The organism is Geothermobacter hydrogeniphilus (assembly GCF_002093115.1).
Lineage (GTDB): Bacteria > Desulfobacterota > Desulfuromonadia > Desulfuromonadales > Geothermobacteraceae > Geothermobacter_A > Geothermobacter_A hydrogeniphilus.
In genome coordinates, this window is the sequence record NZ_NAAD01000001.1 from 260,389 (window position 1) to 284,655 (window position 24,267).

General features: G+C 58.8%; 27 protein-coding genes. 5 read left to right on the forward strand and 22 right to left on the reverse strand.

The window, feature by feature from the left end; all coding sequences use genetic code 11:
* Window positions 1–6: 6 nt before the first annotated feature.
* The 22 genes from fliQ to B5V00_RS01295 form a co-directional block, all read right to left on the reverse strand.
* Complete coding sequence (gene fliQ, locus B5V00_RS01190) at window positions 7–276, reverse strand: flagellar biosynthesis protein FliQ (RefSeq protein WP_085008678.1); 270 nt, start codon at window positions 274–276, stop codon at window positions 7–9.
* Window positions 277–370: 94 nt separating this feature from the next.
* Entirely contained in the window at window positions 371–1,096 is a 726-nt protein-coding gene (gene fliP, locus B5V00_RS01195; protein WP_342748505.1) for a flagellar type III secretion system pore protein FliP, read from the reverse strand.
* A 5-nt stretch (window positions 1,097–1,101) separates the two neighbouring features.
* On the reverse strand, window positions 1,102–1,482 hold the full coding sequence (locus B5V00_RS01200; protein ID WP_085008682.1) for a FliO/MopB family protein: 381 nt from the start codon (window positions 1,480–1,482) through the stop codon (window positions 1,102–1,104).
* Window positions 1,482–1,808, reverse strand: a complete 327-nt coding sequence (fliN, locus tag B5V00_RS01205) for a flagellar motor switch protein FliN (RefSeq protein ID WP_085008683.1) — start codon at window positions 1,806–1,808, stop codon at window positions 1,482–1,484. The genes B5V00_RS01200 and fliN overlap by 1 nt, the downstream gene beginning before the upstream one ends.
* On the reverse strand, window positions 1,798–2,793 hold the full coding sequence (fliM, locus tag B5V00_RS01210) for a flagellar motor switch protein FliM (protein WP_085008685.1): 996 nt from the start codon (window positions 2,791–2,793) through the stop codon (window positions 1,798–1,800). Before fliM ends, fliN begins: the two co-directional genes overlap by 11 nt.
* Window positions 2,794–2,802: 9 nt before the next feature.
* Window positions 2,803–3,297 carry a flagellar basal body-associated FliL family protein gene (locus B5V00_RS01215; protein ID WP_085008687.1) on the reverse strand — a complete coding sequence of 165 codons (495 nt, stop codon included), beginning with the start codon at window positions 3,295–3,297 and terminating at the stop codon, window positions 2,803–2,805.
* Window positions 3,298–3,312: 15 nt separating this feature from the next.
* Entirely contained in the window at window positions 3,313–4,053 is a 741-nt protein-coding gene (locus tag B5V00_RS01220) for a flagellar motor protein MotB (protein ID WP_085008689.1), read from the reverse strand.
* Between the two features lie 6 nt (window positions 4,054–4,059).
* Entirely contained in the window at window positions 4,060–4,827 is a 768-nt protein-coding gene (locus tag B5V00_RS01225) for a motility protein A (RefSeq protein ID WP_085008691.1), read from the reverse strand.
* 247 nt (window positions 4,828–5,074) lie between these two features.
* Window positions 5,075–6,346 (reverse strand): flagellar hook protein FlgE, encoded by a 1,272-nt coding sequence (locus tag B5V00_RS01230; RefSeq protein WP_085008693.1) that lies wholly within the window; start codon window positions 6,344–6,346, stop codon window positions 5,075–5,077.
* Window positions 6,347–6,427: 81 nt separating this feature from the next.
* On the reverse strand, window positions 6,428–6,814 hold the full coding sequence (locus tag B5V00_RS01235) for a TIGR02530 family flagellar biosynthesis protein (RefSeq protein WP_085008695.1): 387 nt from the start codon (window positions 6,812–6,814) through the stop codon (window positions 6,428–6,430).
* Window positions 6,811–7,479: a flagellar hook assembly protein FlgD gene (locus B5V00_RS01240; RefSeq protein WP_085008697.1), complete on the reverse strand. Its 669-nt coding sequence runs from the start codon at window positions 7,477–7,479 to the stop codon at window positions 6,811–6,813. Before B5V00_RS01240 ends, B5V00_RS01235 begins: the two co-directional genes overlap by 4 nt.
* A gap of 21 nt (window positions 7,480–7,500) precedes the next feature.
* The gene (locus B5V00_RS01245; protein WP_085008699.1) at window positions 7,501–8,910 is read right to left on the reverse strand and encodes a flagellar hook-length control protein FliK; all 1,410 of its coding nucleotides are present in this window, start codon (window positions 8,908–8,910) and stop codon (window positions 7,501–7,503) included.
* A gap of 104 nt (window positions 8,911–9,014) precedes the next feature.
* On the reverse strand, window positions 9,015–9,506 hold the full coding sequence (locus B5V00_RS01250; RefSeq protein WP_085008701.1) for a MotE family protein: 492 nt from the start codon (window positions 9,504–9,506) through the stop codon (window positions 9,015–9,017).
* Complete coding sequence (gene fliJ, locus B5V00_RS01255; protein ID WP_085008703.1) at window positions 9,503–9,946, reverse strand: flagellar export protein FliJ; 444 nt, start codon at window positions 9,944–9,946, stop codon at window positions 9,503–9,505. The genes B5V00_RS01250 and fliJ overlap by 4 nt, the downstream gene beginning before the upstream one ends.
* Before the next feature lie 12 nt (window positions 9,947–9,958).
* The gene (locus B5V00_RS01260) at window positions 9,959–11,359 is read right to left on the reverse strand and encodes a FliI/YscN family ATPase (RefSeq protein WP_085008706.1); all 1,401 of its coding nucleotides are present in this window, start codon (window positions 11,357–11,359) and stop codon (window positions 9,959–9,961) included.
* Window positions 11,359–11,988: a FliH/SctL family protein gene (locus tag B5V00_RS01265; protein ID WP_085008708.1), complete on the reverse strand. Its 630-nt coding sequence runs from the start codon at window positions 11,986–11,988 to the stop codon at window positions 11,359–11,361. Before B5V00_RS01265 ends, B5V00_RS01260 begins: the two co-directional genes overlap by 1 nt.
* Window positions 11,975–12,997 (reverse strand): flagellar motor switch protein FliG, encoded by a 1,023-nt coding sequence (fliG, locus tag B5V00_RS01270; RefSeq protein ID WP_085008710.1) that lies wholly within the window; start codon window positions 12,995–12,997, stop codon window positions 11,975–11,977. Before fliG ends, B5V00_RS01265 begins: the two co-directional genes overlap by 14 nt.
* Before the next feature lies 1 nt (window position 12,998).
* Window positions 12,999–14,555, reverse strand: a complete 1,557-nt coding sequence (fliF, locus tag B5V00_RS01275; protein WP_085008712.1) for a flagellar basal-body MS-ring/collar protein FliF — start codon at window positions 14,553–14,555, stop codon at window positions 12,999–13,001.
* A gap of 64 nt (window positions 14,556–14,619) precedes the next feature.
* Entirely contained in the window at window positions 14,620–14,913 is a 294-nt protein-coding gene (gene fliE, locus B5V00_RS01280) for a flagellar hook-basal body complex protein FliE (protein ID WP_085008714.1), read from the reverse strand.
* Window positions 14,914–14,922: 9 nt separating this feature from the next.
* Entirely contained in the window at window positions 14,923–15,354 is a 432-nt protein-coding gene (gene flgC / locus B5V00_RS01285; RefSeq protein WP_085008716.1) for a flagellar basal body rod protein FlgC, read from the reverse strand.
* A 2-nt stretch (window positions 15,355–15,356) separates the two neighbouring features.
* A complete protein-coding gene (flgB, locus tag B5V00_RS01290) occupies window positions 15,357–15,740 on the reverse strand; it encodes a flagellar basal body rod protein FlgB (protein WP_085008718.1) in 384 nt (127 codons plus the stop codon).
* A 30-nt stretch (window positions 15,741–15,770) separates the two neighbouring features.
* Entirely contained in the window at window positions 15,771–18,179 is a 2,409-nt protein-coding gene (locus tag B5V00_RS01295; protein WP_085008720.1) for a tetratricopeptide repeat protein, read from the reverse strand.
* A 471-nt stretch (window positions 18,180–18,650) separates the two neighbouring features.
* Between B5V00_RS01295 and B5V00_RS01300 the strand changes: the two genes are divergently transcribed.
* The 5 genes from B5V00_RS01300 to B5V00_RS01320 are packed head-to-tail and all read left to right on the forward strand — an operon-like array spanning window position 18,651 to window position 24,265.
* Window positions 18,651–21,251: a chemotaxis protein CheA gene (locus B5V00_RS01300; protein ID WP_085008722.1), complete on the forward strand. Its 2,601-nt coding sequence runs from the start codon at window positions 18,651–18,653 to the stop codon at window positions 21,249–21,251.
* Between the two features lie 52 nt (window positions 21,252–21,303).
* Window positions 21,304–21,813 (forward strand): chemotaxis protein CheW, encoded by a 510-nt coding sequence (locus tag B5V00_RS01305; protein WP_085008724.1) that lies wholly within the window; start codon window positions 21,304–21,306, stop codon window positions 21,811–21,813.
* Between the two features lie 18 nt (window positions 21,814–21,831).
* The gene (locus B5V00_RS01310) at window positions 21,832–22,722 is read left to right on the forward strand and encodes a CheR family methyltransferase (protein WP_085008726.1); all 891 of its coding nucleotides are present in this window, start codon (window positions 21,832–21,834) and stop codon (window positions 22,720–22,722) included.
* Window positions 22,722–23,780 (forward strand): protein-glutamate methylesterase/protein-glutamine glutaminase, encoded by a 1,059-nt coding sequence (locus B5V00_RS01315; protein WP_172399567.1) that lies wholly within the window; start codon window positions 22,722–22,724, stop codon window positions 23,778–23,780. Before B5V00_RS01310 ends, B5V00_RS01315 begins: the two co-directional genes overlap by 1 nt.
* On the forward strand, window positions 23,777–24,265 hold the full coding sequence (locus B5V00_RS01320) for a chemotaxis protein CheD (RefSeq protein WP_085008730.1): 489 nt from the start codon (window positions 23,777–23,779) through the stop codon (window positions 24,263–24,265). Before B5V00_RS01315 ends, B5V00_RS01320 begins: the two co-directional genes overlap by 4 nt.
* The last annotated feature ends 2 nt before the right edge of the window (window positions 24,266–24,267 follow it).

Here is a 24,267-nt window from a genome sequence, read left to right on the forward strand (position 1 = left end):
CGCGATCTAACCACCAAGATGATTGATGTTGCCGTAAATTTCCCTGGTGAAGGTCAGCATCAGCTGAATCATCCAGGGCGCGAACAGCACCAACGCGACCAGAACCGCGACGATTTTCGGGATGAAGGTCATCGTCTGCTCGTTGATCTGGGTGGCGGCCTGCAGAACACTGATCACCAGGCCGACGACCACGGCGCAGATCAGCATCGGTGCTGAAAGCAGCAGGACCAGTTCTACGGCGCGACGGCCGACATCGATAACCATTTCGGGAGACATGGGCAATCCTTTCGGATTGCAGGCGCGAAGCGCGAGGTCCGAGGCGCGAGGTCCGTTGCGACCTCCTGTCCCCGGTCTCAGCCGGCGACCTGCGTCAGTGAAAACTCTGTACCAGCGAGCCGACCACCAGCCCCCAGCCGTCGACCAGTACGAACAGCAGCAGCTTGAAGGGCAGAGAGATGATCGGCGGCGGCAGCATCATCATGCCCATCGCCATCAGGACCGAGGCGACGACCATGTCGATCACCAGAAAAGGGACATAGATGAGAAAGCCGATCTGAAAGGCCCGCTTCAATTCGGAAAGCATGAAAGACGGAATCAGCGCCACGGTCGGAACATCGGTCAGATCCTGAGGTTGATCGATGCCGGCGATATTGACCAGCAGGGCGAGGTCTTTCTCATCGGTCTGTCGGTACATAAACTCCCGCATCGGCGCCAGCGCTCGTTTCAGGGCCTGTTCCTGGGATATTTTTTTGGCCAGATAGGGCTGCAGAGCGGTGTCATTCATCTGGTTGAAGACCGGCGCCATGATGAAGAAGGTGAGAAACAGCGAGAGGCCGATAATGACCTGGTTGGGCGGCATCTGCTGCGTTCCCATGGCCTGCCGGACAAAGGAGAGGACGACCACGATGCGGGTGAAGGCGGTGGTCATCAGCAGGATCGCCGGGGCGATGGAGAGAATGGTGAGCACCACCAGGATCTGCAGGGCGGTGGACACCTCTCCCGGGCTTGACGCCTCGCCGATGCCGAAGGTGATGGTCGGCAGGCCCTGGGCATGCGCGGCCGGCGGAATGAGAAGAATGGCAAGGATGAAAAGGATTCGTTTCACGCCTGCTCCTTCAATTGATCCTGCAGAGTGGTTTCGAAGTCTGTCGGAGTGTCCAGCCGGTGCAGCAGGTTGACTTGCTCCTGGCCGATTCCGAGCAGCAGTTCCTGCCCTCGGACCTTGACAAGCGCGACGGCTTTTTTGGGGGCCAGGTAGCGCATCTCAAGTACCTGGATGGCTCCCTGGTGTCGGCCGGGAAGGAGTTTGAAGCGTTTTTTTGCCAGGGCATAGATCACCAGCACCAGGCCGATGATAAGCACCAGCGTGCCGATTACCCGCATGCCGCTGCTCAGCAGTTCGCCGCTGGAGCTGTCCGCCGCCGCAAATCCCAGGGTCGGTTGCGTCAGCAGCAGCCCGACGATCCAGAGAATCCTTTTCATCAGCCGAGGTTCTCGATGCGTTCCGCCGGGCTGATGACATCGGTCAGGCGCAGGCCGAACTTGTCATTGGCCAGCACCGCTTCGCCGCGGGCGATCAGTTTCGAGTTGACATACAGGTCCAGGGGCTCTCCGGCGAGCTTGTCCAGCTCGATGACATAGCCTTCGCGCATCTGCAGCAGTTCCTTGACCAGGATGCGCGACCGACCGACCTCGACCGAGACATTCAGTGGAATGTCGAGCAGAAAGTCGATGCTGCGCGGATTTACGGTGCCTGCGTTCAGATCCCCGTTGCCGGCGTCTGTGGTGTTTCGAGTATCAGTTTCCATGCTCTGCTCCCTCTTGATAGATTCCCGAGATGCGTACGGCCTTGTTGCCGTTGCGGATACCTGCCTGGGCAAAATACTTGGGCCGACCTTCGACATGAATGGTCAGGGGTTCGGACGGGCTCCAGGGCAGGTCAATGATGTCGCCGACCTGGAAGTTGATGAAATCACGCATTTCGAGGTTGATGGTTCCGAGTTCTGCCGACATCTCGACCTGGACCAGGGGCAGTTCTCTCCGCAGGTGCTTCTGCCAGCCGTTGTCCCCGAGGTTGTCCGGCTGATCCCTGGCCTGCAGTTTCTCGCGCAGTGGGTCAATGACCGAATTGGGGATGACCAGGTGCATCTGACCGCTGGCGCCGTTCATTTCGACGTTCAGTTTGGCGACGATGGTCATCGCGTCGGCGGGAATCAGGTTGACCATGCGCGGGTTGTTCTGAATCCCCTGCGGCTCAATGGTGAGTTCCTCAAGGTCGCCGAGCGCCTTGACCAGGTCGAGAGACGCATCCCCGATGCTGTTGTCGAGGATATTCAGCTCGATGGAGGTCAGCGGCCGTTGCGCCGTTCGCGACTTGGTGCCGAGGTTGCCGCCGAGCAGGAGCTCGACCATCGCAAAGGAAAGCTCGGATTCAAAGACGACAAGGATGCCGTGCCGCAGGGGCTCGAGTTTGTAGACGCCGATGGCTGCGCCATCCTTGAGATGGTTGAGATAGGATTCACATTCCATCGAAGAGATGGCGGTGCGTTTGACGTTGGCCGGCTGCTGGATGCGATTGGTCAGGGTGATCGCGTAATTGCGCGCGAACGAATCGAGGATCAGGTCGAGGTTGTTGAGCCTCAGTTCGTTGTTCGACCCGGCCCGTACCAGGTCCAGGCGACAGACGGACCCGCTGTCGGAGAAGGCGGTCTCTTCGGGCTCGGGCTCGATGTCGCCGTGTTTGACGGCGGTGAGCAGTTCGCTGATCTCTTCCTGACTCAGGATGCGTTCCACGTGGTTCTCCTACTGAACGACGAAATCGGTGAAGTAGATACGTTTTATCTGACCACTCTTGAGAAGATCGTTGAGCTTTGCGCTCAGTTCGGCCCGCAGCTGCATTTTCCCCTGCAGATCCTGCAGTTCGCTGAAGGACTTGTTGCCGATCAGCAGCAGGATGGCATCCTTGATCTGCGGCATGCGCTGGTTGATCTCCTCGACCGTCTTGTCGGAGGTGACTTCGAGAGTCATGGCGGCCTTGAGGTAGCGGGTGCCGGAATCATCGAGAATATTGACGATGAAGGATTCGATGTTGACCATCGGGCCGATGTTGGTGCTGGCGATGGCTTCGGCATCCTTTTTCGCCTGTTCAGCTTTGGCGTCGGCATCGCTGTTGCCGCTCAGCAGCAGGAAAGCCGCGACGCCGCCGCCGATCAGTACCACCGCGGCGATAATGATGATCAGCAGCATCTTTTTTGATTTACCGCCCCCCTCGGGAGCATTTTCAGGTTTGTCGGCCATATCAACCTCGTCCGGTTAGAAGGGTAGCTGGTCCTGGGCATCGATCAGGTAGGGAAGGTCCTCCCGATAGTTGCCGAGGTTTTCGAGAACAAATTCAACGCGCCGGTTCATGGCCCGGTGTTCGGGTGAATCGTTGGGGACGACCGGCTGCATCGACCCGTATCCGACCGCGGACATGCGCTCCAGCGGCATCAACTTGCGTTTGGCCATGAATTTCAAAACATTGACAGCACGCTGTACCGAGATATCCCAGTTGCTCACGGCGGCATGACGGCTGGGGATGTCATCCGTATGCCCCTCGATGCGCAGGCTCATCGGCAGGGGCCGGACCAGTTCGGAAATTTTCTGCAGGATCACTTCGGCCTCCGGTTTGACCCTGGTCTGCCCGGGATCGAACAGGATGGCGCTGTTGACCCGCAGCACGACCGCGCCGCGATCCTTGACCAGTTCGATTTCACGGTCGATCCGCAATCGCTGCAGGTGAGCCAGGACCCGCTTGTAGACCCGGCTCACCAGGTCGTCGTAGACCGGAGCGACATCGATGATACGCGGCTTGGTGACCTCGGCCTTGTCCGAAGAACCCAGCACGCCAAAGGCGCCACGCAGGGAGCCGGCGGCATCCATGAACTTCATCTTGTCGAGGCGTGCCATCGACAGCAGCAGCACGAAAAAGGTCAGCAACAGGGTGACCATGTCACTGAAGGTGACCATCCATGCCGGTGCTCCGGCTTCCGCTTTTTTTTGTTTTCTGGCCATGGGTTATCAGTTGTTGAAGTTGCTTTCGCGCAGTTTCGGGGCGATGAAGGCATGCAGTTTCTGTTCGATGATGCGCGGGTTCTCGCCCTTGAGAATCAGCTTCAGTCCTTCGGCGATCAGTGATTTGTCGAGGACTTCGGTCGCCGAACGGCCCTTGAGTTTGCCGCTGATCGGCATGCAGAAGACGTTGGCGATAATGGCGCCGTAAAAGGTGGTCAGCAGGGCGACCGCCATCGCCGGGCCGATGGAGGATGGGTCGTTGAGGGACTGGAGCATCTGCACCAGGCCGATCAGGGTGCCGATCATGCCCATGGCCGGGGCGTAGGTGCCCATGGCGATGAAGATATCCGCTCCCTTGTCGTGACGTTCCTGGATGTAGTCGATCTCCCGGTCGAGCAGTTCCTTGAGGGTGTCCGGTTCCTGGCCGTCGACCGCCATCTGCAAACCTTTTTCCAGGAACGGATCGTTGATGTTGTTGAGTACCGACTGCAGCGAGAGAACGCCCTCCTTGCGGGCCTTGCCGGCGTACTCGACCATGGTTTTGACCCGTTCCTTGGGGTCGACCGATTTGTGCAGGATCGCTTTTTTGAAGACACTGATCGAACTGAACACGTCGCCGAAGGGAAAGTGCACCAGCACCGTCCCGACGGTTCCACCGATGACGATCATGACCGACGGGATGTCGATGAAAATACCGATGTTGCCGCCGCTCGACATGGCGGCGAACATCAGACCGAAGGCTGCGAGGATTCCGAGAATGGTTGACAGGTCCATGTTGTCCTCAAGAATTTCTGACGGTTTTCAACGTAACAACAAACGAACTGCAGTGGTGCCATATCAAAAGACATGCCACCCACTTGGGGTTGATTTTTTGACAACATCATCGCGTTGTAAACAGCCGATAAAACAGGCGGTTATGAAATTTATTTTCTGCGAAAAATAAGCCGGGCCGACAACCGGAAAGGTTGTCGGCCCGCAACGGGGTCATGATTTTGACCCGAAGAGTAAGCCCGAAAGTCTCCTAGCGCTTCAGGTTGATCAGGTCATTGAGCATTTCATCGGTGGTGGTGATGATTTTCGAGTTGGCCTGGAATCCGCGCTGGGTGGTGATCATTTTCACGAACTCCTGCGCCAGGTCGACATTCGACTGCTCCAGGGAATTGGTGAAGATCTTGCCGACCCCGGAACCGACGGTCCCGATGATCGGCGGGCCGGATGAGTCGCTGGCTTCAAAAAGATTGTTGCCCGCTTTGCTCAGTCCGCCGGGGTTGGAAAATTTTGAAAGGGCGATCTGGGCCAGTTTGCGCGGCTGTCCGTTACTGAAGTTGCCGATGATGTATCCGTCATTATCGATGTTGAGTTTAACCAGGGTGCCGGTACCGAAACCATCCTGCTCCTGGGCGACGACCACCGAGGCGCTCGAATACTGGGTGGTCTGGAAATCAATGTTGATCTGCTGGTTCTGGGCCGCCGAGTTGCCCCAGGTCAGAGCGCCGGCGGTGGTTGTGCCGACCGTGGGGGTGACCAGGTTGCCGGATGTGTCGAACTGCAGGGTGCCGGTTCCGACCTGCTGCAGGGTGCCCGGGGTGCCGCCGAGTTCACCGGCATCCATGGTGGCATACCAGCCCCATTGCAGTGGATTGGTGGCTGGATCGAGTTTGGTGAAATAGGTGGTCAGCAGGTGGGTCTGGCCGAGAGAGTCGAAGACCCGAATCGACGCGGCGTAGTTCGATGTGGTCGCCGGATTGTTGATGTCGAAGGGACCGACGTAAGGGGAATTGGCATTGAGGTTGGTGTTCAGGGTGACCATCGCTGTCTGGTTGGCGGGACTGAAGGAGCGGGTGTTGGCCTTGATGTTGGTCAGGTCGCCGACGGTATTGCCCTGGTCATCGAGGATATAGCCCTGAACATTGTAGCCCTCGGGATTGATCAGATAGCCGTCCGCGTCGAAACGGAAAGCGCCGGCCCTGGTGAAGCGCAGCTCGCCGGTACTCGGGTCGGTGACCATGAAGAATCCCGGTCCCTCGATCGCCAGGTCGGAATTGAGTTCGGTGTTCTCGAAGGTTCCCTGGCTGAAGATGTTGTCAACCACCGACATGCCCGAGCCGCGGCCGATCTGTGATTGCCCGCCGGAGCCGGAAATGGTGCTGGACAACAGGTCGGCAAAAATCGAACGGCTCGATTTGAAACCGATGGTGTTGCTGTTGGCGATGTTGTTGCCGATGACGCTCATGGCGTTGCCGTTGGTTGTCAGGCCGGAAACACCACTGAAGAGACTGCTTGCGATTCCCATGTTTTGTTCCTCCGTAGGGCCGCGTCTGTCGGTCGGCGGCCCACGAACCTCCTCGCGTGAGGACCGGTTCGGTTGGGGCGGTCAGGCGATGACCGCACTATCGATGTTGGTGAAGACATTCTCCCGCAGGCTGCCGCGGTCACTGACCGTGACGACCGTGTTGTTGGGGACGCTGACCACCAGCGCCAGGTTGTCGAGCAGCACCAGCGAGTCACGGCCGCCCTTGTCGGCAACTTTCCGCATCGCCTGCTGCAGGCGTTGCGATTGCTCCCCGCTGATCCGCAGGCCGCGTTGCTGCAGCCTTTGATCGGCATGACGGGAGAATCTGACGTTTTGCCCCGCCATGCGGTCCTGAAGCAGAGATTCGAACCGTGTATCACTGACCTCCGAATTCCGCCCGGTTCCGGTTGTCGGGCGGGACGTCGGTCGGCCGATTGGTGTCGGCATGATGGTGATCGGGCTGCTCATGGCGAGCCTCCGTTGACATTCAGCAGTTTGCTCATCAGGAAACTGCCGTTTCCGGTGACTACGCTGCTGCCTGAGGGATCGAGATCAACGCCGGAAACCGTACCGCGAACCAGGGGGACGGTTTCAATGGTCCTGTCTTCGCTGTCAAGGGCGTTGACTGCCAACCGGTAGCTTCCCTTCGGAACGGTCACGCCATTGTCGGCGGTGCCGTCCCAGGAGAGGAAATGTTCGCCGGCCAGTTTGCTCGGCGGTGCCAGGGTGGCGACCGTGTTGTTGTTGGCGTCGAGGATATGGACCGTGACCCGGGCCGCCGAATCGGGCAGGCGATAGCCGAGTTCGATCGGTGCGCCCTCGAATTTCAGCAGGTCGGTTTGCGCCGTGACTTCGCGCCCGATCAGGCCGAGCGCCGACAGGCGTTCCATATCTCCGCTCAGGGACGAAAGTTTCTGCAATGACTCATTCATGGTGAACATCTGCTCAAGTGAACTGAACTGTGCCAGTTGAGCGGTGAACTCGGTGGCATCAGCCGGGTTGAGCGGATCCTGGTTCTGCAGCTGGGCGACCAGGAGCTGGAGGAAATCCTCCTTGCCGAGGGCCTGACTGGCGATATTGCCGGTAGCGGCGGCCAGGTTCGCCTGACTGCCGATGCCGTTGATGGTTGCCATTGCTGCTCCTTTCCACGCGGATCAGATCCGCAGGCTGAGACCTTGACCATGACGGTAAGGTCGGTTCGGTTCGACTGTCGTCTCCAACTCCTGCGGCAGCCCGGGTTGTCGGTAGGGCTGATGCGGAGTGGGGGGACGATGTTGCTGGAACTGTCCGGCAAACTGCTGTTGCCAGTTCCCGGTCTGACTGTGTCCGGAATCGACACTGACCTGCAGCGATTCGATGTGCAGTCCCTGTTGTTCCAGGGCGTCACGCAGACGGGGAAGATTGCGTTCCAGCACTCCCTGCACCTGGCTGTTCTGGGCGTGAATCTCCGCCCTGACGCGGTCATGATGAACGCTCAGGTCGAGTTTGACTTCACCGAGTTCAGCCGGGTGCAGCCGCAGGCTGGCATGACCGGACTTTCCGTTGCGGCTGCCCTGGATGTGGCCGGCAACCTGTTCATAAATGGCCTTTTCCTCGACAACGCGTCCGGACGGCAGGCTGATCGTTGCCGTGGGAGGCCGTGCCGACGGAGTGACCGGTTGGGGCGCCTGCCGGTGCAGGTTGAATCCCGCCTGCAGATGGGAGGGCTCGATGCGCGGCGGATCGTTTGCCTGATCGCCCGGATCACGGCCCTGGTTCTGCAGAAGATCACCGAACGGGTTGTTGCTCCCATCGGCTGCCGGTTGGAGCTGCTGGACTCCGGAGAGCCAGGTTTCAGAACGCGGTGGCGTTGCCGGTACGGTTGACGCCTCCTTCCGTTGAGGGTTGGATTCAGCAAGTTTGCCGAGCAATTTGCCGAAACGTGGGTCGCCGGATTCAACGGCCCCGGTCTGCGTCGGGATCACGGGTTCGATGGTCTGCGATACCGGTTGAAGAGCCTTGACCGGATCGAGGGGTGGTCCGTTTGCCGTCTGCTGCAGCTTCCCGGGCTGTGGCTGCTCCGGGAAAGCCTGCGCCGGGGTTGTCGTCGGCAAGGGCTTGTCGAGCGGCAGCCCGAGCTGTTTGAACCCGGTGGTTTCCTCGGCCTTGACAATCTGGGCCGATTCAGGAGTGATGCCGGGTTTTTCTGTTGTCGGCAGCTGTGGTTCTGCCACCTGTCCGGATGGGACCGCAACGTTCGGAACTCCGCCGACCGGTTGCAGTCCCTGCAGCAGGCCCTGTTGCGGCAGCCTGCGAATCGCCAGCTGCATCTCCTCGGGCAGCTGTGCGATAAGATCCTGCGGCAACTGCGGCATGGCCTGCCCACCCTGCCCCCGGCCTGCCAGCAGGGCGAGCAACTGGCCGTCGTCGAGCATCCTGGTCAGGTCCTCCTTCTGCAGTTGACCGGTCAGGGTGCCCAGCAGCAGCTCGAATCCGGTCCCCGGTTGCGGGGCGGCAGCTGCTGTTTCCATGCCGGCAGTTGTCGGGAGTGCGGCATTGATGTTGAGTAACGGGATGGCTTCCATGGTATTCACCTCCTTTCTGTGTGACCCTGGTGCGGTGAGCGTTTCAACACCAGTGCGGGTCTGAGATCTCCCGTCCGTGACGGGCTATGGTCAACCACCTTGAATCAATCCTGTTTCAGGGTGGAGTAAGCCTTGGTGTAGTGAAGGGCGTACTGCGGATCCATCTGGCTGATGATCTTGCTGCGGATCTTGGTCTTGATCTGGCTCATGATCGCCAGCGACAGATCCCAATCCATTTTGCCGAGCAGCTCGGCCGCCTTGGCCTTGTCCATCTTTTCATACATCTGGCTCAGGGCTTTGATGCGTTCGTTCTCGGCCTGTTTCTTCTGCTTGAGCAGGTCCGCGATCTGTTTGCGCAGTTTCTGCATCTCCTCCAGTCGTCGATCAAGTTCGATCGCCAGGCTGGATAATTTCTCTTCTTTCAACTGCAGGGCTTTTTCCTTTTCGGCAAAGCGGTTTTTTCGCTCTTCGATCGCTGCCAGCAACCGGCGTTCCTCGACACTGGCAATCCCGTCAGCCTCGGGCGGCAGGGCTGCCGCCACGGGTCGTGGAACCAGGCAGAGTGCCAGCAGCAGGAGCAGGCAGAGCTGTTTCATGCCAGTCCTCCCTGTCGTTCGCGCAGCGCGATCTCGTCGAGACTGAGGTTCTCCCGATGCAGGTTTTCCCGTCGAGTCTGAACGGCCTGTTTCTGTTTCAGTTTTTCCACCATCCGCCGGTCCTGACAGCTGCGCATCAGTTCTTCCCGGCACTTGCAGACCTCGGCATTCGACTGTTCGAATTCCTTCTCCAGGCTGCGCAGCTGCTGTTCTGAATAACGGATGTGGGAACGGTAGAGGTTCAGGTCGGCCATTGACAGCCCCTGCCGCTTGCGATTTTCGAAATCGCTGGTCAGGTAGTCGAGCTCGGCCCGTTGGCGGGCCAGTTGCGCCATCAGGTCCCCCTGGCGCGTCAGGGCGCGAGCCAGCACCTGCTGGGCTTTACGTTCGATGATTTGCCGATAGTTCAGCACCGATTGAAGTTTGAAGGCCTTACCCATGATTTAATCCTTTCAGCTGTACGCCGATGGCGGGGGAGCTGTCTGTACCGGTCTTGCCGGTGTCGTTGCCGGTTGCAGTGGCGGGGTCGGTTGCGGCGGCGCCTGCGGTTTGTCGGCAGCCAGATCCCGCAGTGCGCTGATGGTCGACTGCAGGTCGGCCTGGTCTTTGATCCCCTGGCGGAGGAAGCGGTTGACCGCTTCGATCTTGGCGATGGCGTGGTCGATTTTCGGGTTGCTGCCGGCGGCGTAGGCGCCGATGTTGATCAGGTCTTCAGCCTCACGATGAGTTGCCAGAATCTCTCTGATCTGTCCCGCCGCCCGGATCTGCTCCTCGTCAACGATTTCACGCATCACCCTGCTGGCGGAGGCCAGGATATCGATGGCTGGATAATGGTTGCGGGCGGCCAGATCTCGCGACAGGACGATATGTCCGTCAAGGATCGAGCGTACCGAGTCGGCCACCGGTTCATTCATGTCATCGCCCTCGACGAGGACCGTGTAGAGCCCGGTAATGCTGCCCTTGCCTTTGAAACTTCCGGCTCTCTCCAGAAGTTTCGGCAGGGTGGCGAAAACGGACGGCGTGTAGCCCTTGGTGGTCGGCGGTTCGCCGATGGCCAGTCCGACTTCGCGCATGCCCATGGCGAACCGGGTCACCGAATCCATCATCAGCAGAACATTTTTTCCCTCGCGGCAGAAATATTCGGCAATGGTTGTTGCCACAAAGGCCCCGCGCATGCGCAGCAGCGGCGATTGATCCGAAGTCGCGACCACCACCACGGAACGCGCCAGCCCCTCCGGACCGAGATCGCTTTCGATGAACTCCCGGACTTCGCGCCCTCGTTCCCCGATCAGGGCAATGACGTTGACATCGGCCCGGGTCTGTTTGGCCATCATTCCGAGCAGGACGCTCTTGCCGACGCCGGACCCGGCCATGATCCCCATCCGCTGCCCGATGCCGCAGGTCAGCAGCCCGTTGATGGCGCGGACGCCGAGATCGAGCGGCCGGTCGATTTTCTTGCGTTCCAGGGGGCCGGCGGGGAGGGCGTAGATCGGCATCTCCCGGTCGCAGCGTTGCAGGGCGGTGCCGTCCAGAGGTTGGCCCATGGCATCGACGACACGGCCGAGAAGGCCCGGGCCGACCGGCAGGGAAGCGCTGTCACGACAGACCCGGATCAGGCTTCCCGGTCCCATGCCGCGCAGTTCTCCGAGGGGCATCAGCAGGGCCCGGTTGCCGCGGAACCCGACCACTTCGGCACTGACCGGAGCGCCGCCGTTCAACGGTTCGATCTGGCACAGGGTGCCGACCGCGGCGGTGGGGCAGAATCCTTCGACCACCAGTCCGACAATCTGGGTAACCTTGCCGCAGATGCGCATCGGGTTGAACCCTTCGATTTGCGCTACCAGGCGTTTCATCAGGATTCCTCTATGGCCCCAAGCAGAGTTTTGCGTACTTCTTCAAGCTGTCCGTCGATGGTCGCGTCAACCTGCCCGAGATCTGATTCGACCAGGCAACCGCCGGAGGCGATCGAGTCGTCAGCCTTGAATACGATGTTTTCCAGACCCTTGATGCTGGCCAGAAAAAGCGGTTTGCGTTCTTCGACCAGGGCCAGATCCTTCGGGTTGACCTTGACCAGGAAACTGTCGGAATCGACCGCCGCCTGCAGGGCCATGTCGATGGTCGACAGGACGATTTCCGGGTCGACGGTCACTTCGCGGTGAATAACCTGCCGGGCGATGGTCAGGACCAGGCGCAGCATGTCGCGGCTGCTGTTGCTGAGAATGGATTCACGCAGCCGGCTGATTTCTTCGAGACCTTTGGCCAGGGCGTTGGCGGCCTGTTCGAAGCGTTCCTCGGCTTCCCTGATTCCCGCCTGCCGGCCGCGGGTAAAGGCTTCCTCACTGCTGGCGGTTGCCGCCGGTTGCTCAAATCCGCCCACCTCCGCTCCCGTGGGCATGCCCGGTGAAACGGACCCGAAGTCGGCGAAATGTACCTGTTGCAGGTTGGCGAATTCCTGCGCTCGATGCACTTTAGACAAGGACATCACCACCTCCGCGGCCGGCAATAACGATCTGACCTTCTTCCTCGAGCTTCAGGGCGATGTCGACAATGGTCTGTTGCATGGTCTCCACTTCCGAAAGCCGAACCGGACCCATGGCCTCGAGATCTTCTTCGATCATCGAGGCGGCCCGTTCGGAGATATTGGCAAAAATCTTGTCCTTGACGCCGTCAGAGCAGCTCTTCAGGGCCATGGTCAGCTGGTCGTTGTTGACTTCCCGCAGGATGGTCTGCAGGGCCCGGTTATCCAGCTCTCCCAGGTCTTCGAAGGTGAACATGCGGCGTTTGATTTCTTCGGCGAGTTCGGTGTCTTCCTCGTCGATGCTGTCGAGAATGTCCCGGTCCAGTCCACCTTCCATGCGGCCGAGGATCTCAACCACCTTGTCGATGCCGCCGACCTGCTGCTGGTCTCCTTCATTGACGACGCCGATTTCCCGTTGCAGTGCCTCCTCGATCTGGGCGATGACCTCGTGGGATACCTTGTCGATGCGGGCGATGCGGTACATGATGTCGGCCCGCAGCTCTTCGGGAAGAAAGCTGACCACGCGGCTGGTATGCTCCGGTTTCTGGGTCGACAGGATCAGGGCGACGGTCTGCGGGTGTTCCGACTGCAGCAGGCTCGCGACCATACGCGGCTGCATCAGCGAGATCGTTTCCAGGGGGCGTTCATCGGCGGTGTTTTCTACCTGTTCGATCAGGCTGTTGACCCGTGCCGGGTCGCCCGCCGAAGAGATCGCCTTGCGGACGAATTCACGCCCCTGAACGAAGAGGCCGGTGTATTCAGCGGAATCTTTTTTGAAGGCCTCGATCACATCCTTGGCCAGGGGCGCGGAGACGTGGCTGATGTTCATCATGCAGCGGCTGATGATGCGGACATCGTCATCCGGCAGTTCCTCGAACACCTTGGTGGTGGTTTCCTCGCCGAGACAGAGCAGCAGCACGGCGGCCTTCTCGACCCCGGTCAGCTTGGAAAAACTTTTGTCGCCGACCATCATGTCAATTCTCCTGCAGCCAGGCCTTGACCACCTGGGTCGGCGAGGATTCGGAATTCATCAGCTGGCGCCGCAGGCGTTCAGCCGGGTCCTTGGCGGCGAGCAGCCGATTTTCTCCCCCTTCGATCATCTCCTGCTCCATCTCCTGAACGGTCTTGTATTGCGCAACCGGCCCGCTGCCGCCCCGCAGGCTGCGGACCATCGGCCGGACCAGGACCAGGTAGGCGATGAGGAAGGCGATGCTCAGCAGGGCATACTTGATCAGGGGCATAAAGACATTGATGTGGTCGAGGGGACTGCTTTCGGGAATCGGTTCGGTCAGGATGTCGGTTTCGAAGGGCATCGAAGTGACACTGATCACGTCACCGCGGTCCTGGTTGATGCCGAGGGCGCTGCGTACCATCTTTTCAATGGCCGCCAGTTCCTTGGCATCGCGGGGTTCAAAGCTGGTTTCGCCGTCTGCGCCGGTCACCCGGCGATCCGCGACCAGAACGGCGACGGAAAGGCTTTTCAGTTTGCCCACCGGTTCCACCAGCTTGTTGACAATCTTGCTGACCTCATAATTGGTGATTTCATCGGTCCGGCTCGATGGCGTGGTGCTGGTCACGGGCGGAGCGCCGTCGAGTGTACCCTGAACGCCGGCAACGCCGCCGGTGGTTTCGCTCGCGCCTTTTTCTTCGGTCACATGCTCGCTGACCACGGCGGTTTTCTGGGGGTCGTAAATTTCCTCCAGCCGTTCATGCTTGCTGAAATCGATGCTGGCTGTAACCTGGACCAGGGAGTTGCCGGCACCGAGGGCCCGGTCAAGCAGTGATTGCGCTCGACGTTCCAGGCGCTGTTCAATGCTCGCCTGGTGAGTGAGCATCGCCGGTGAGGTGCCGTCTTCACCGACGTCGGCGGCCGGTTTGGAGAGGATTTTTCCGCTGGCGTCGACAATCGTCACCTGTTCCGGTTCAAGCCCTTCGACACTGCCGGCGACCAGGTGAACAATGCCGCTGATCTGGGACTGGCTCAATCGCCGGCCATTGGTCAGCTTGACAATGATCGAAGCGGAGGGCTGCTGCTGTTCCGACTTGAACAGCCGTCGTTCGGGCAGGGCCAGGTGAACCCTGGCTCCGGCCACCGGCGCCAGGGAGGAGATGGTACGTGCCAGCTCTCCCTGCAGGGCACGGCGATAATTGACCTTCTGCACAAAATCGGTCATGCCGAAGCTCTGCTTGTCGAAAATCTCGAAGCCGACGCCACCGCCCTGGGGGAGTCCCGCTCCGGCGAGTTGCAGGCGGCTTTCGTGGACTTTGTCCGCCGGGACATAAATGGCCTGCCCGTCATTTTTCAACTCATAGGGAATCTTGTGGTCCTTCAGCCAGTCGACCACTGCGGACGCATCACTGCCGTCGAGATTGGCAAACAGCAGGCTGTAATCGGCGATCCGTGCCTGGATAATGAGGACGGCGAAGAAGATCAGGCAGAGCAGGGCGACGCCGACCAGGCTCAATTTGCGCGACGTGGGCCAGTTCTGCAGCAGGTTGGTGTTGGTTGTCTCGGTCGTGGTTTCAGCCATGGGTCAAAACTCTCCGTTTCATCGCAAGTTGAACAGTTCACCTGAATGAGACAGGGGTTTCAGGTCAAACCTGCATACGCATGATTTCCTGGTAGGCTTCGATCACCTTGTTGCGCATCTGAACCAGCAGACGCATCGAAATGTCGGCCTGAGCCATGCTCAGCATGACGTCCGGCAGGCTGGCGTCCTGGCCACTCTGCAGCTTTTTGATGCCGTCATTGGCTTTGGCCTGGATCTTGTTGACATCGTTCAGGGCCTTGCCGAGGGCGCTGCCGAATTTTTCCGCCGGGTTTTTTGCCGCGGGTCCGCCCGGGGTCAGTTTCGGCAGCAATTGACTCTGCAGCGAAATTTTTTCCATGACTTATCCTCAACGTCCTATTTCTAGGGCTTTCAAGGCCATCCGTTTGGCCGCCTTGATAACATTGGCATTGGCCTCATAGGCCTTGGTGGCGCTCATCATATCGGTCATTTCCTCCACCGGGTTGATGTCCGGTTTGGCGACATAGCCGTCACTGTCGGCGTCCGGATGCCCCGGGTCGAAAACGCGTCGCGGCATGCGATTGCTCTCGACGATGGCCGGGACCCTCACCCCCTGCACCCCTTTGCGGGTCACCTGGTCGAGACGATCACCGAAATCAAGCCGGGTACTCTGAAAGACGACATTCTTTTTCCGATAGGGTCCGCCCTCCGGGGTGCGCGTGGTTTCAATGTTGGCCAGGTTGGAACTGATAACGTTTAACCGGATCCGTTGCGCCTTGAGAGCTGACGCGCTGATTTTCATGGTGTCAAAGATGTTCATGACTATCTCCCATCCTGGGTTACGTACTTGAGCAGGGCGAGTTTCTTGTTCAGCATCTGCACCGCCGCTTCATAAAGAATCTGGTTCTCCGACAGTTTGATCATTTCCTGATCAACATTGACCGCCCCCTTTTCGGTGACCACCTCACCGGTTATGCCGGTGAGGGTGCCGTCGGTGGAGAGATGCTCAGGGCGGGTCGCTTTCTGGTTCATGCCGCCGGATACCGCCCGTGCCAGGCTTTTTTCGAATTCGAGACGCCGCGGCTGGTATCCGGGGGTATCCGCGTTGGCGATATTACTGGCAATGACCTGCTGACTTTTCTGCCGCAGCTCGATAACTTTTCTGAGCATCTGCATGCTGGTATCGAAAAATACCGGTCCGGCCATCGGTGTACCCCTTCAACAGTCAGGTTGGTTCTACATGGTCAGGCTGAGCAGTCTGTCCGCAGCCAGGCGGCTCCACCGCTTGTCGCGGGTATCCGCGGCAACTTCCTTGAGAAGTTGGCTGCCCGCTTCAAGCTTGTTTTTGTCGAGCAGGATGGTCGCCGCCCGATATCGCGCCTGGGCGGCGGCTTCCGGCTGATTGAACAGATCCTGGAAATATTTCAGCGCTTTTTCTTTCCGACCGAGGCGATAATAGGCTTCCGCCCGCCAAAGTGCCGCCTGCAGCGGAAGCCTGGTCGTCTCTTTTTTCGCCCGGTCGAGGTTCTCCACGACCCGGTCATAGCGTTTCAGTTCCCAGTAGAGCTGCGCCGCGTAGAGTGCCAGTTCAGAATCCGCGGTGACCTTCTGCCGGTCGAACCAGGCGACGGCATTTTTGGTACCGTCCCGGGCGACACGCGCCCGCAACTGCAGCAGCCAGGAACGAGCCAGGTCACTGCCACGCGGTTGCAGGGTGCGGTAGCGTTCACTGTACTGTTCGACCAGGTCCAGCTCGCCGAGTTGCAGATAATTTCGGGCCAGCAGCAGGCAGGCCCGCGCTTTCTGTTTCCTGTCCTTTGCCCGGTCGTAGAGATAGAGAAAAATCTTGTCAGCGCGGCTGTCGAGTTCCAGTCGATCGTAGGCAAGGGCAATCTGGTAGAGGAAATCCCAGGACAGCGGTTGTTGAATCAGCAGGCTGCGATCTCTTTCCACCAGTACCAGGGCGTCAAGATTCCGTCCCTTGCGGATCTGGTCGGTGATGGTCGGCGGCAACAATTCGCCGAGCAGGGAGACCGCTTCATTGCGCAGGCTGCCGCGTTTGAAATCCCTCAGGTTTTTTTCCAGTTGATGGATGGCGGATTCGTTGTTGCCCTGCAGATGCTGCAGGATGGCGATCTTGATGCCGGCCTCCTGGCGTAAGTCCATGATCGGGGCTTTTTCGGCCACGAGACGGTAGTCTTTCAGTTGCCTGCGGATCGCCGCGTCTGTTTTGCCGGGCGCCATCAGGTCACTGAGTTTCATCATCACCCGATAGGCAACTTCGCTACCGTCATTGTCCCAGCGCAAAGATTCCAGTTTGTCGAGGTAGACCAGCGAGCGACTCTGCTTTTCATAACAGGTCAATTCGCCGTAACGGGCCAGGGCCCTGTCTTCGCCCGCCGGTAGCAGGTGGGCCAGGGCGTTGAATACCTCACGCGCGCGACCGTAATTTTCGGTCATCTGACAGCAGAGTGCCTGCTGGGCGAGACTGAACCCGCGTTCGGCGGTCAGTTCTTCGGGCAGAGACAGGTAGGCCTTCATGGCGGCGGGGTAGTCACCCTTGAGACTCAGGCTGTCGGCATGACGCAGTTCCTTGATAAGACGTAATTTCTCATTGTCTCCCGGGGAGATTGCGGCCAGGGCTTTAAGTGCTTTGTCAGCGTGTCCGAGACCGAGTTCGACTTCTGCGCGCAGCAGGGCGATCCATGGCTGCCAGGACGTGTTCCGGCCCGTATTGTCCCCCGGTTGGGTGAGGCTGAGCAGGGCCGCGTAAGGCTGGCCGGTACGGACCTGGGCGTGAGCCAGGAAATAATGGAGGCGGTCTTGCGGCACTCCCCGCGGATCTGACAGTTTGATTTCGCGCAACACCTGGAGAGCCTGTTCCGGCTGCCCGCCGCGCAGCAACGCCTCGCCGCGCAGCAGTTTTCCAGCGGTCGTCGGCGCGCCGGCTGTCAGCTTCTGCAGCTCCTGCCAGTCGGCTTTGCGCAGGGCGATACGCCATTGTTCAGGATATTTGCCACGCAGTCCGTCATCCGGAAGTTCCGCATGGTCGGGAAGACTGTAGGCGGGCCTGACCTGCAGTCGAATCGGCGTGTGGGAGCGTTGCAGAAAAGCGGTCCAGTTTCCCTTGTAGTGCGACCTGGCCAGGCTGGTACGTTTCAGCTGCACACCGTTTTTACGGACTGCCGGCATATCCGGAAGGTCAAAGACGATCCCGGGACGGACCGTGTCGGCGTCATCCCAGCGTATGGCGAGTTTCAACTGATGAAGGTTGTCATCCGGGGTGGCAACGACGTGCGATGGAATGCGGCGCAGCAGCAGCGAAACAATCAGGTTGTCGAGGTCGCGGGCGACCAACACCTTGATGATCTTGTCATCCTCGGGCAGGTGTTTCAGCCCGATTCCCGCGGCGCTGTGCTTCAGAATCAGGTCAATTCTCTGCCCCGAAGTCTTGAGATCGTAGTTCGGCAGCCGGTCAAAATCGAAAGTGACCCGACTGATCCCCATATCCGAACGGCTGGAAAGATCGTTGAGGACCGACTTTTTCCCTTCCCCCGCAGCCGCCGGGGACGTCTGCAGCAGGCCGATGATGATCAGCAGCAGGAAGAAGGAAACGTACGTATGTCGTCTGGATAAAGATCTCATGGTTTTGTCCTGCGATCACCGTCTGCCATTCGCGTGCCAATTGATAACTCACTGAAAATAAAGGATTAAACCGCAAGATTCGGTTTTGTGATGATCTCGGGACGGAGTTTTGACAGGTTCGCGGATGGCGTCCGATGCCATCGGTGTTCAACACGCATTTGGTGTTAAACCTGAATCAGTAAGTCCTTTGTCGGCGGACAGCACAAGTCATTGATCTGCCTGAGCTTCCCAAAAATCACCAGCGAACCTGTGGGTGCGCTTCAGATTTTTGGAAATCTCATTCAGACCAAGCACTTGCACTCTCCATCCAACAGAAACTCACCGATTCAGGTTAAAGGAAATTTGTCGCCGGTCGATATGAGGAAATGACAGCACCAGAACTGTTTGCGGTGGTTGCGCGGCATCAGTACGCGGAGTGAAATCAGGACCAGGTAAACCTTTAAAAGCATCATTGCTGACGAGGTGAAATCAATGGGCAATATCCCGGACGATCAAATTGAAATTATCAACGACTTTATCCAGGAAAGCCGCGATATGCTCGACAATCTCGAGCCGACCATCATCGAGTTGGGCCAGAGTTGTCAAAAAGTCGACTGCTGGTCGGTTCTTGATTGCAGCAACAAGACCTGCAAGCGTCACGGAAAGAGCATGGAGACCCCCTGCTGGCTGGATGAAGGTTATGTCGGTGCCGGGCTGCAGACCTGCGTTTTCGCCGAGTCTGAAAGCGATTGTCTCTCCTGCCAGGTCTTTGTCCTGACCAACGGCGACCCGGAAACTATGAATGCCATCTTCCGTCTCTTTCATTCCATGAAGGGGAGTGCCGGTTTCCTGGAATTCGACCATATCGCCCATGTTGCCCATCTGGCGGAAAATCTTCTTGATCGAATCCGCTCCGGCAAGGTCATGCTTGAAGCCGACCATGTCGATCTGCTGTGCCAGGGGTGTGATTTTGCCCGGGAAGCGCTTGATTACGTTGAAAAGAATCTCGATGACCAGGGGGTGTCGGAAGAAGCCGCCGGCATCGGCGCCCTGCTGGAAAAGGCGGTCAGCGAAGCCCAGCAGAAGGCTGAGCGCGTTCATGCGCCGCAAGTCGATGTTGCCGCCGCCGATGTTGAATCTGAAACGGAAGCGTCGGGGGAAGAGCTGCCCGGTCTGGAAGACCTGATTACACCGGAGATGCTGTCCAGATTTGTCCAGGAAGGGGATGAACTGTTGACAGACAGTGAGCAGTTGCTGCTGGCCTGGGGAGAAGATCCCGGCAACAGCGACAGTCTTGCCGAACTCTTTCGCGACATCCACAGTTTCAAGGGGAATTGCGGTTTTTTCGGCTTTGCCGATCTGGAAAAGCTGAGTCACCAGATGGAAACCGTCCTTGATGCCGCCAAACAGGGGTGTGACTTCGGGGAGCAAAAGCCGGCCGATATCCTGCTGAAGATGGTCGATCAGCTGCGTACCGGCCTTGGTTCGATCGCTGACGGCGGCAGGGGCAAACTGGAAAATCTTGAAGACTGTCTGGCCGAGATGAAGAAGCTGCTGGTCAAGACCGACCAGCCGCCGGCGCCCGATCCCGAGGAGCTGCGTCTTGCCGATCTGCTGGTCCAGCAGGGCGTGGTTGCTTCCGGGACCATTGCCACCCTGATGCGAACCAAGTCACGGCCGTTGGTTGATGCCCTGGTCGGTTGCGAAATCGCCACCCGGGAACAGATAGAACAGGCTGTCAAGCAGGCTGAAAAGGCGGCCGCTGAAAAAACAACGGCCGCGGAAACGAGCGCGCCCGCAGTGGTCAAGCCGGCCAGATCGGTTGTCGGCAAGGCGGTCAAAGCGGCGCCTAAAGGCGGCACGATCAAACGCCAGGACATCCGTGTTGATCTCGACAAGCTGGATAAGTTGATCAACCTTATCGGTGAAATGGTTATTGCTGAAAACATGCTGGTCAACAACCCTGACCTGGTCGGGCTGGAACTGGAAAACTTCAATAAAGCCAGCCAGCAGATGAGCAAAATTGTCCGTGAACTCCAGGAAATGGCGATGGTTATCCGCATGATTCCGGTTTCGGGACTTTTCCGGCGCATGATACGCCTGGTTCACGACCTTTCGGTCAAGTCGGGGAAAAAGGTGGAACTGGAATTGTCCGGTGAGGAAACCGAGGTTGACAAGACGGTTATCGAGCAGATTACCGACCCGCTGGTTCATCTGCTGCGAAACTCTCTTGATCACGGGCTGGAATCCCCTGAAGAACGGGTTGCCGCCGGGAAACCGGAAAAGGGTGTGGTCAGGCTTTCCGCAAAACACGAAGAGGGTGAGGTCTGGATCACGGTGGAGGATGACGGACGCGGCCTGAACCGGGAGCGGATCCTGGCGAAGGCCATCGAAAAGGGACTGGTGCAGGGGGATGGTGCCGAGTTGAGCGATCGCGCCGTTTTCAACCTGATCTTCCAGCCGGGATTTTCGACCGCGGACAAGATTACCGATATCTCCGGTCGTGGCGTCGGCATGGACGTCGTGAAGCAGAATCTTGAAAAAATCAAGGGCAAGATCGAGGTCTACAGCAAACCGGGGCAGGGGTCGAGCATCAAGTTGCGCATCCCCCTGACCCTGGCCATCATCGACGGGCTGATGATTCGGGTCGGCCGTACCCGCTGCATTCTGCCGCTGCTGTCGGTCAGGGAGATCTTCCGGCCGACGGCCGAAGCCATCACCCATACTCCCGACGGCCAGGAGCTGGTCAAGGTTCGGGAGAATTTCGTCCCGGTGCTGCGACTGCATAATGTTCTTCGCAAGAAGCCCGACTCCTTCGTACTTCACGAAGGTACCCTGGTTGTTCTTGAGCATCAGGATGATCGCATCGGTCTTTTTGTCGACGAAATCGTCGGCCAGCAGCAAACCGTCATCAAGGGCCTTTCCAATTATCTCGGCAATGTCAACTGCGCTTCCGGCTGCACCATCCTCGGCAACGGCGATGTCTGCCTGATTCTTGATATCGGCAGCCTGGTCGATGTGGTGGAGCAGGGGCTTTGCCGGTTGGACAGCGAGCCCGCCGGTGGCGAAATGCCAGCCGTCGTTACGGCTTAACAAACTCTTGATCCGGTCAACGTCAAGCATGAAAGAACAAAGGAGTCTGATTATGCAGAACAACACCGCGTCAGCTGTTTCGGAAGAGCCTCTGGATCTTGCCGAGGATACCCAGCGGGGGAAATTTCTGACTTTTCACATCGCCGACGAGGATTACGGCATCGAGATCCGTTACGTAACCGAAATCATCGGCATCCAGTCGATCACCGATGTTCCTGATATGCCCGATTACATCAAGGGGGTCATCAACCTGCGGGGTAACGTGATCCCGGTGATGGATGTGCGCAAACGTTTCAATCTGCCGGAGAAAGCCTACGAGGAGCGGACCTGCATCGTGGTCGTGAATGTCGATGACAAGACCGTCGGCCTGGTGGTTGACAAGGTCAACGAGGTGATCGATATCCCCGATGGACAGATTGAACCGCCGCCCCGCACCAAGGCGGAGAGCGGACAGTATATCCAGGGAATGGGAAAAGTTGAGGAAGAGGTGAAGATCCTGCTTGATGTGCGCAAGCTGCTCTACAGTGAAGACCTTGAACAGATGACGAAAAATTCCGACTAACCCGGAAAGGCGGAAATCATGGGCTGGACTCAGGTGAGCCAGGCTGTCGCGTCAAACGGGACGGCCGGGCATAATCACATGATGGTCATCAGTGATGATGAATTCAACGCCATGCGCAAGCTCATCTACGAGCGGTTCGGGATCAACCTGACCGACCAGAAACGTTCGCTGCTGGTCGGGAGACTGCAGAAACTGGTGCGCGGCAATGGTTTCAATTCTTTCCAGGCCTATTACCAGCATCTGCTGAATGATTCCAGCGAACGTGCCTTGAGCGAACTGGTCGACCGGGTTTCGACCAATCACACCTATTTCAATCGGGAAAATGATCATTTCGATTACTTCCGCAACACCGCACTGCCGGCGGTTGTCGAACGACTGAAAAAGGAAAATCGTCTCGATCTGCGAATCTGGTGTGCCGGCTGTTCAAGTGGTGAAGAAGCCTACATGTTGCTGATGCTGATCCGTGAGGTCCTCGGCAGTGACCACCGTCGCTGGGACGCCGGTATCCTGGCCACCGATATTTCCGACCGGGTGCTCGCTGTTGCCAGGCAGGGGCTTTATCCCGAGGAGAAGTTGAGCAACATGCCGGCGGAACTGAAACGGAAATATTTCCGTCAGCAGCCCGACGGCCGCTGGCAGGTTGATGAAAGCCTGCGCCGGGAAGCGACGTTCCGTCGTTTCAACCTGATGAACAAAACCTTTCCGTTCAAGAAGCCGTTTCAGATTATCTTCTGCCGCAATGTCATGATCTATTTTGATCAGCCAACCCGAGATACGCTGGTGAAGAAGTTTCATCGCCTGACCGAGCCGGACGGGTATCTCTTCATCGGTCACTCCGAGACCCTCGGCCGCAGCCAGACTCTTTATCGTTATCTGCTGCCGGCCGCCTATCAGAAGATGGAGGTCTGATGTCCGGAAAAGTTCGTGTGTTGATTGTTGATGATTCCGCGCTGGTCCGCCAGCTCTTGTCCAAGGGACTCGGCAGCGATGCGGGAATCGAGGTTGTCGCGACCGCCGGCGACCCCTATGCGGCCCGTGACCATATCGCCCGGCTGCGGCCGGACGTGATGACCCTGGATGTTGAAATGCCGCGCATGGACGGTGTCGAGTTCCTGCGGCGGCTGATGCCGCAGTACCCGATCCCGGTGGTGATGGTCAGTTCCCTGACCCAGCGCGGCAAGCAGATCACCATTGATTCCCTGAACGCGGGCGCGGTCGATTTTGTCGCCAAACCGACCACCGATGTCGCGCGCGGACTGAAGGCGATGATTCTTGAATTGTGCGCCAAGGTGAAGTTGGCCGCGACGGTGGATGTTTCCCATTGGAAAAATCGTCGCAAGGAATTGCCGAAACTGCTTAAAGCCAGTGGCGGCGCTCTGGCCGAGTCGACCGACAAAGTTATCGTCATCGGCGCGTCGACCGGCGGCACCGAGGCTACGCGACGCATTATCACCCGCCTGCCGGCCGGGTTCCCCGGTATCGTCATTACCCAGCACATGCCGCCCGGCTTCACACAGATGTACGCCGAGTCGCTCAATCGCGAGAGCGCCATGCAGGTGCGTGAAGCCAAAACCGGCGACCGGGTCGCTCCCGGCCTGGTGCTGCTCGCCCCTGGCGGCAAGCAGATGCGGGTGATTCGCAGCGGCGGGCGATACGAGGTTATCTGTGAGGCTGGACCCAAGGTCAGCGGTCACTGTCCATCGGTTGATGTGCTGATGGAATCGGCCGCCCGGTCCGTCGGCGGCAACGCCATCGGCGTGATGCTGACCGGCATGGGCAGTGACGGCGCCCGCGGGATGCTGGCCATGGCCCGGGCCGGAGCCCGGAATATCGCCCAGGATGAAGCCTCGTGCGTCGTTTTCGGCATGCCCAAGGTCGCTTTCGAAATGGGAGGAGCCAAACGGCTGGTTCCGCTGGATGATATTCCACCTCTGCTGGTCGGTATGTTGACGGAGCGCGCGGCATGAGTGACCTGGTTCTCGGTATCGGCGATTTCGGTGCTTCGGCAAGCAGCGGTTGCGCGATCAAAACCTACGCTCTTGGCAGCTGTGTCGCGGTTATCATGCTCGATCCACGCACCCGGACGATCGGCATGATCCATATTGCCCTGCCCGATTCAAAAATCAATCCGTCCAAGGTGCGTGAACGTCCCGGATACTTTGCCGACACCGGTCTGCCGCGCCTGCTGGAGAAGATGGCGGCCGTCAGCGGCAACAGCAATACCCGTTCCTATGTCGTCAAGCTGGCCGGCGGCGCCTCGATCATGGACCCCAATGACACCTTCAATATCGGTAAGCGCAATGTCCTGGCCGCCAAGAAAATTCTCTGGGCCAACGGCATGGGGCCGGTCGCCGAAGATGTCGGCGCGAATTACAGTCGGACCGTCACCGTTTCGGTCGATACCGGGGAAGTGACCATCTCTTGTCCCGGCCGCGGCCAGTGGAAGATCTGAGG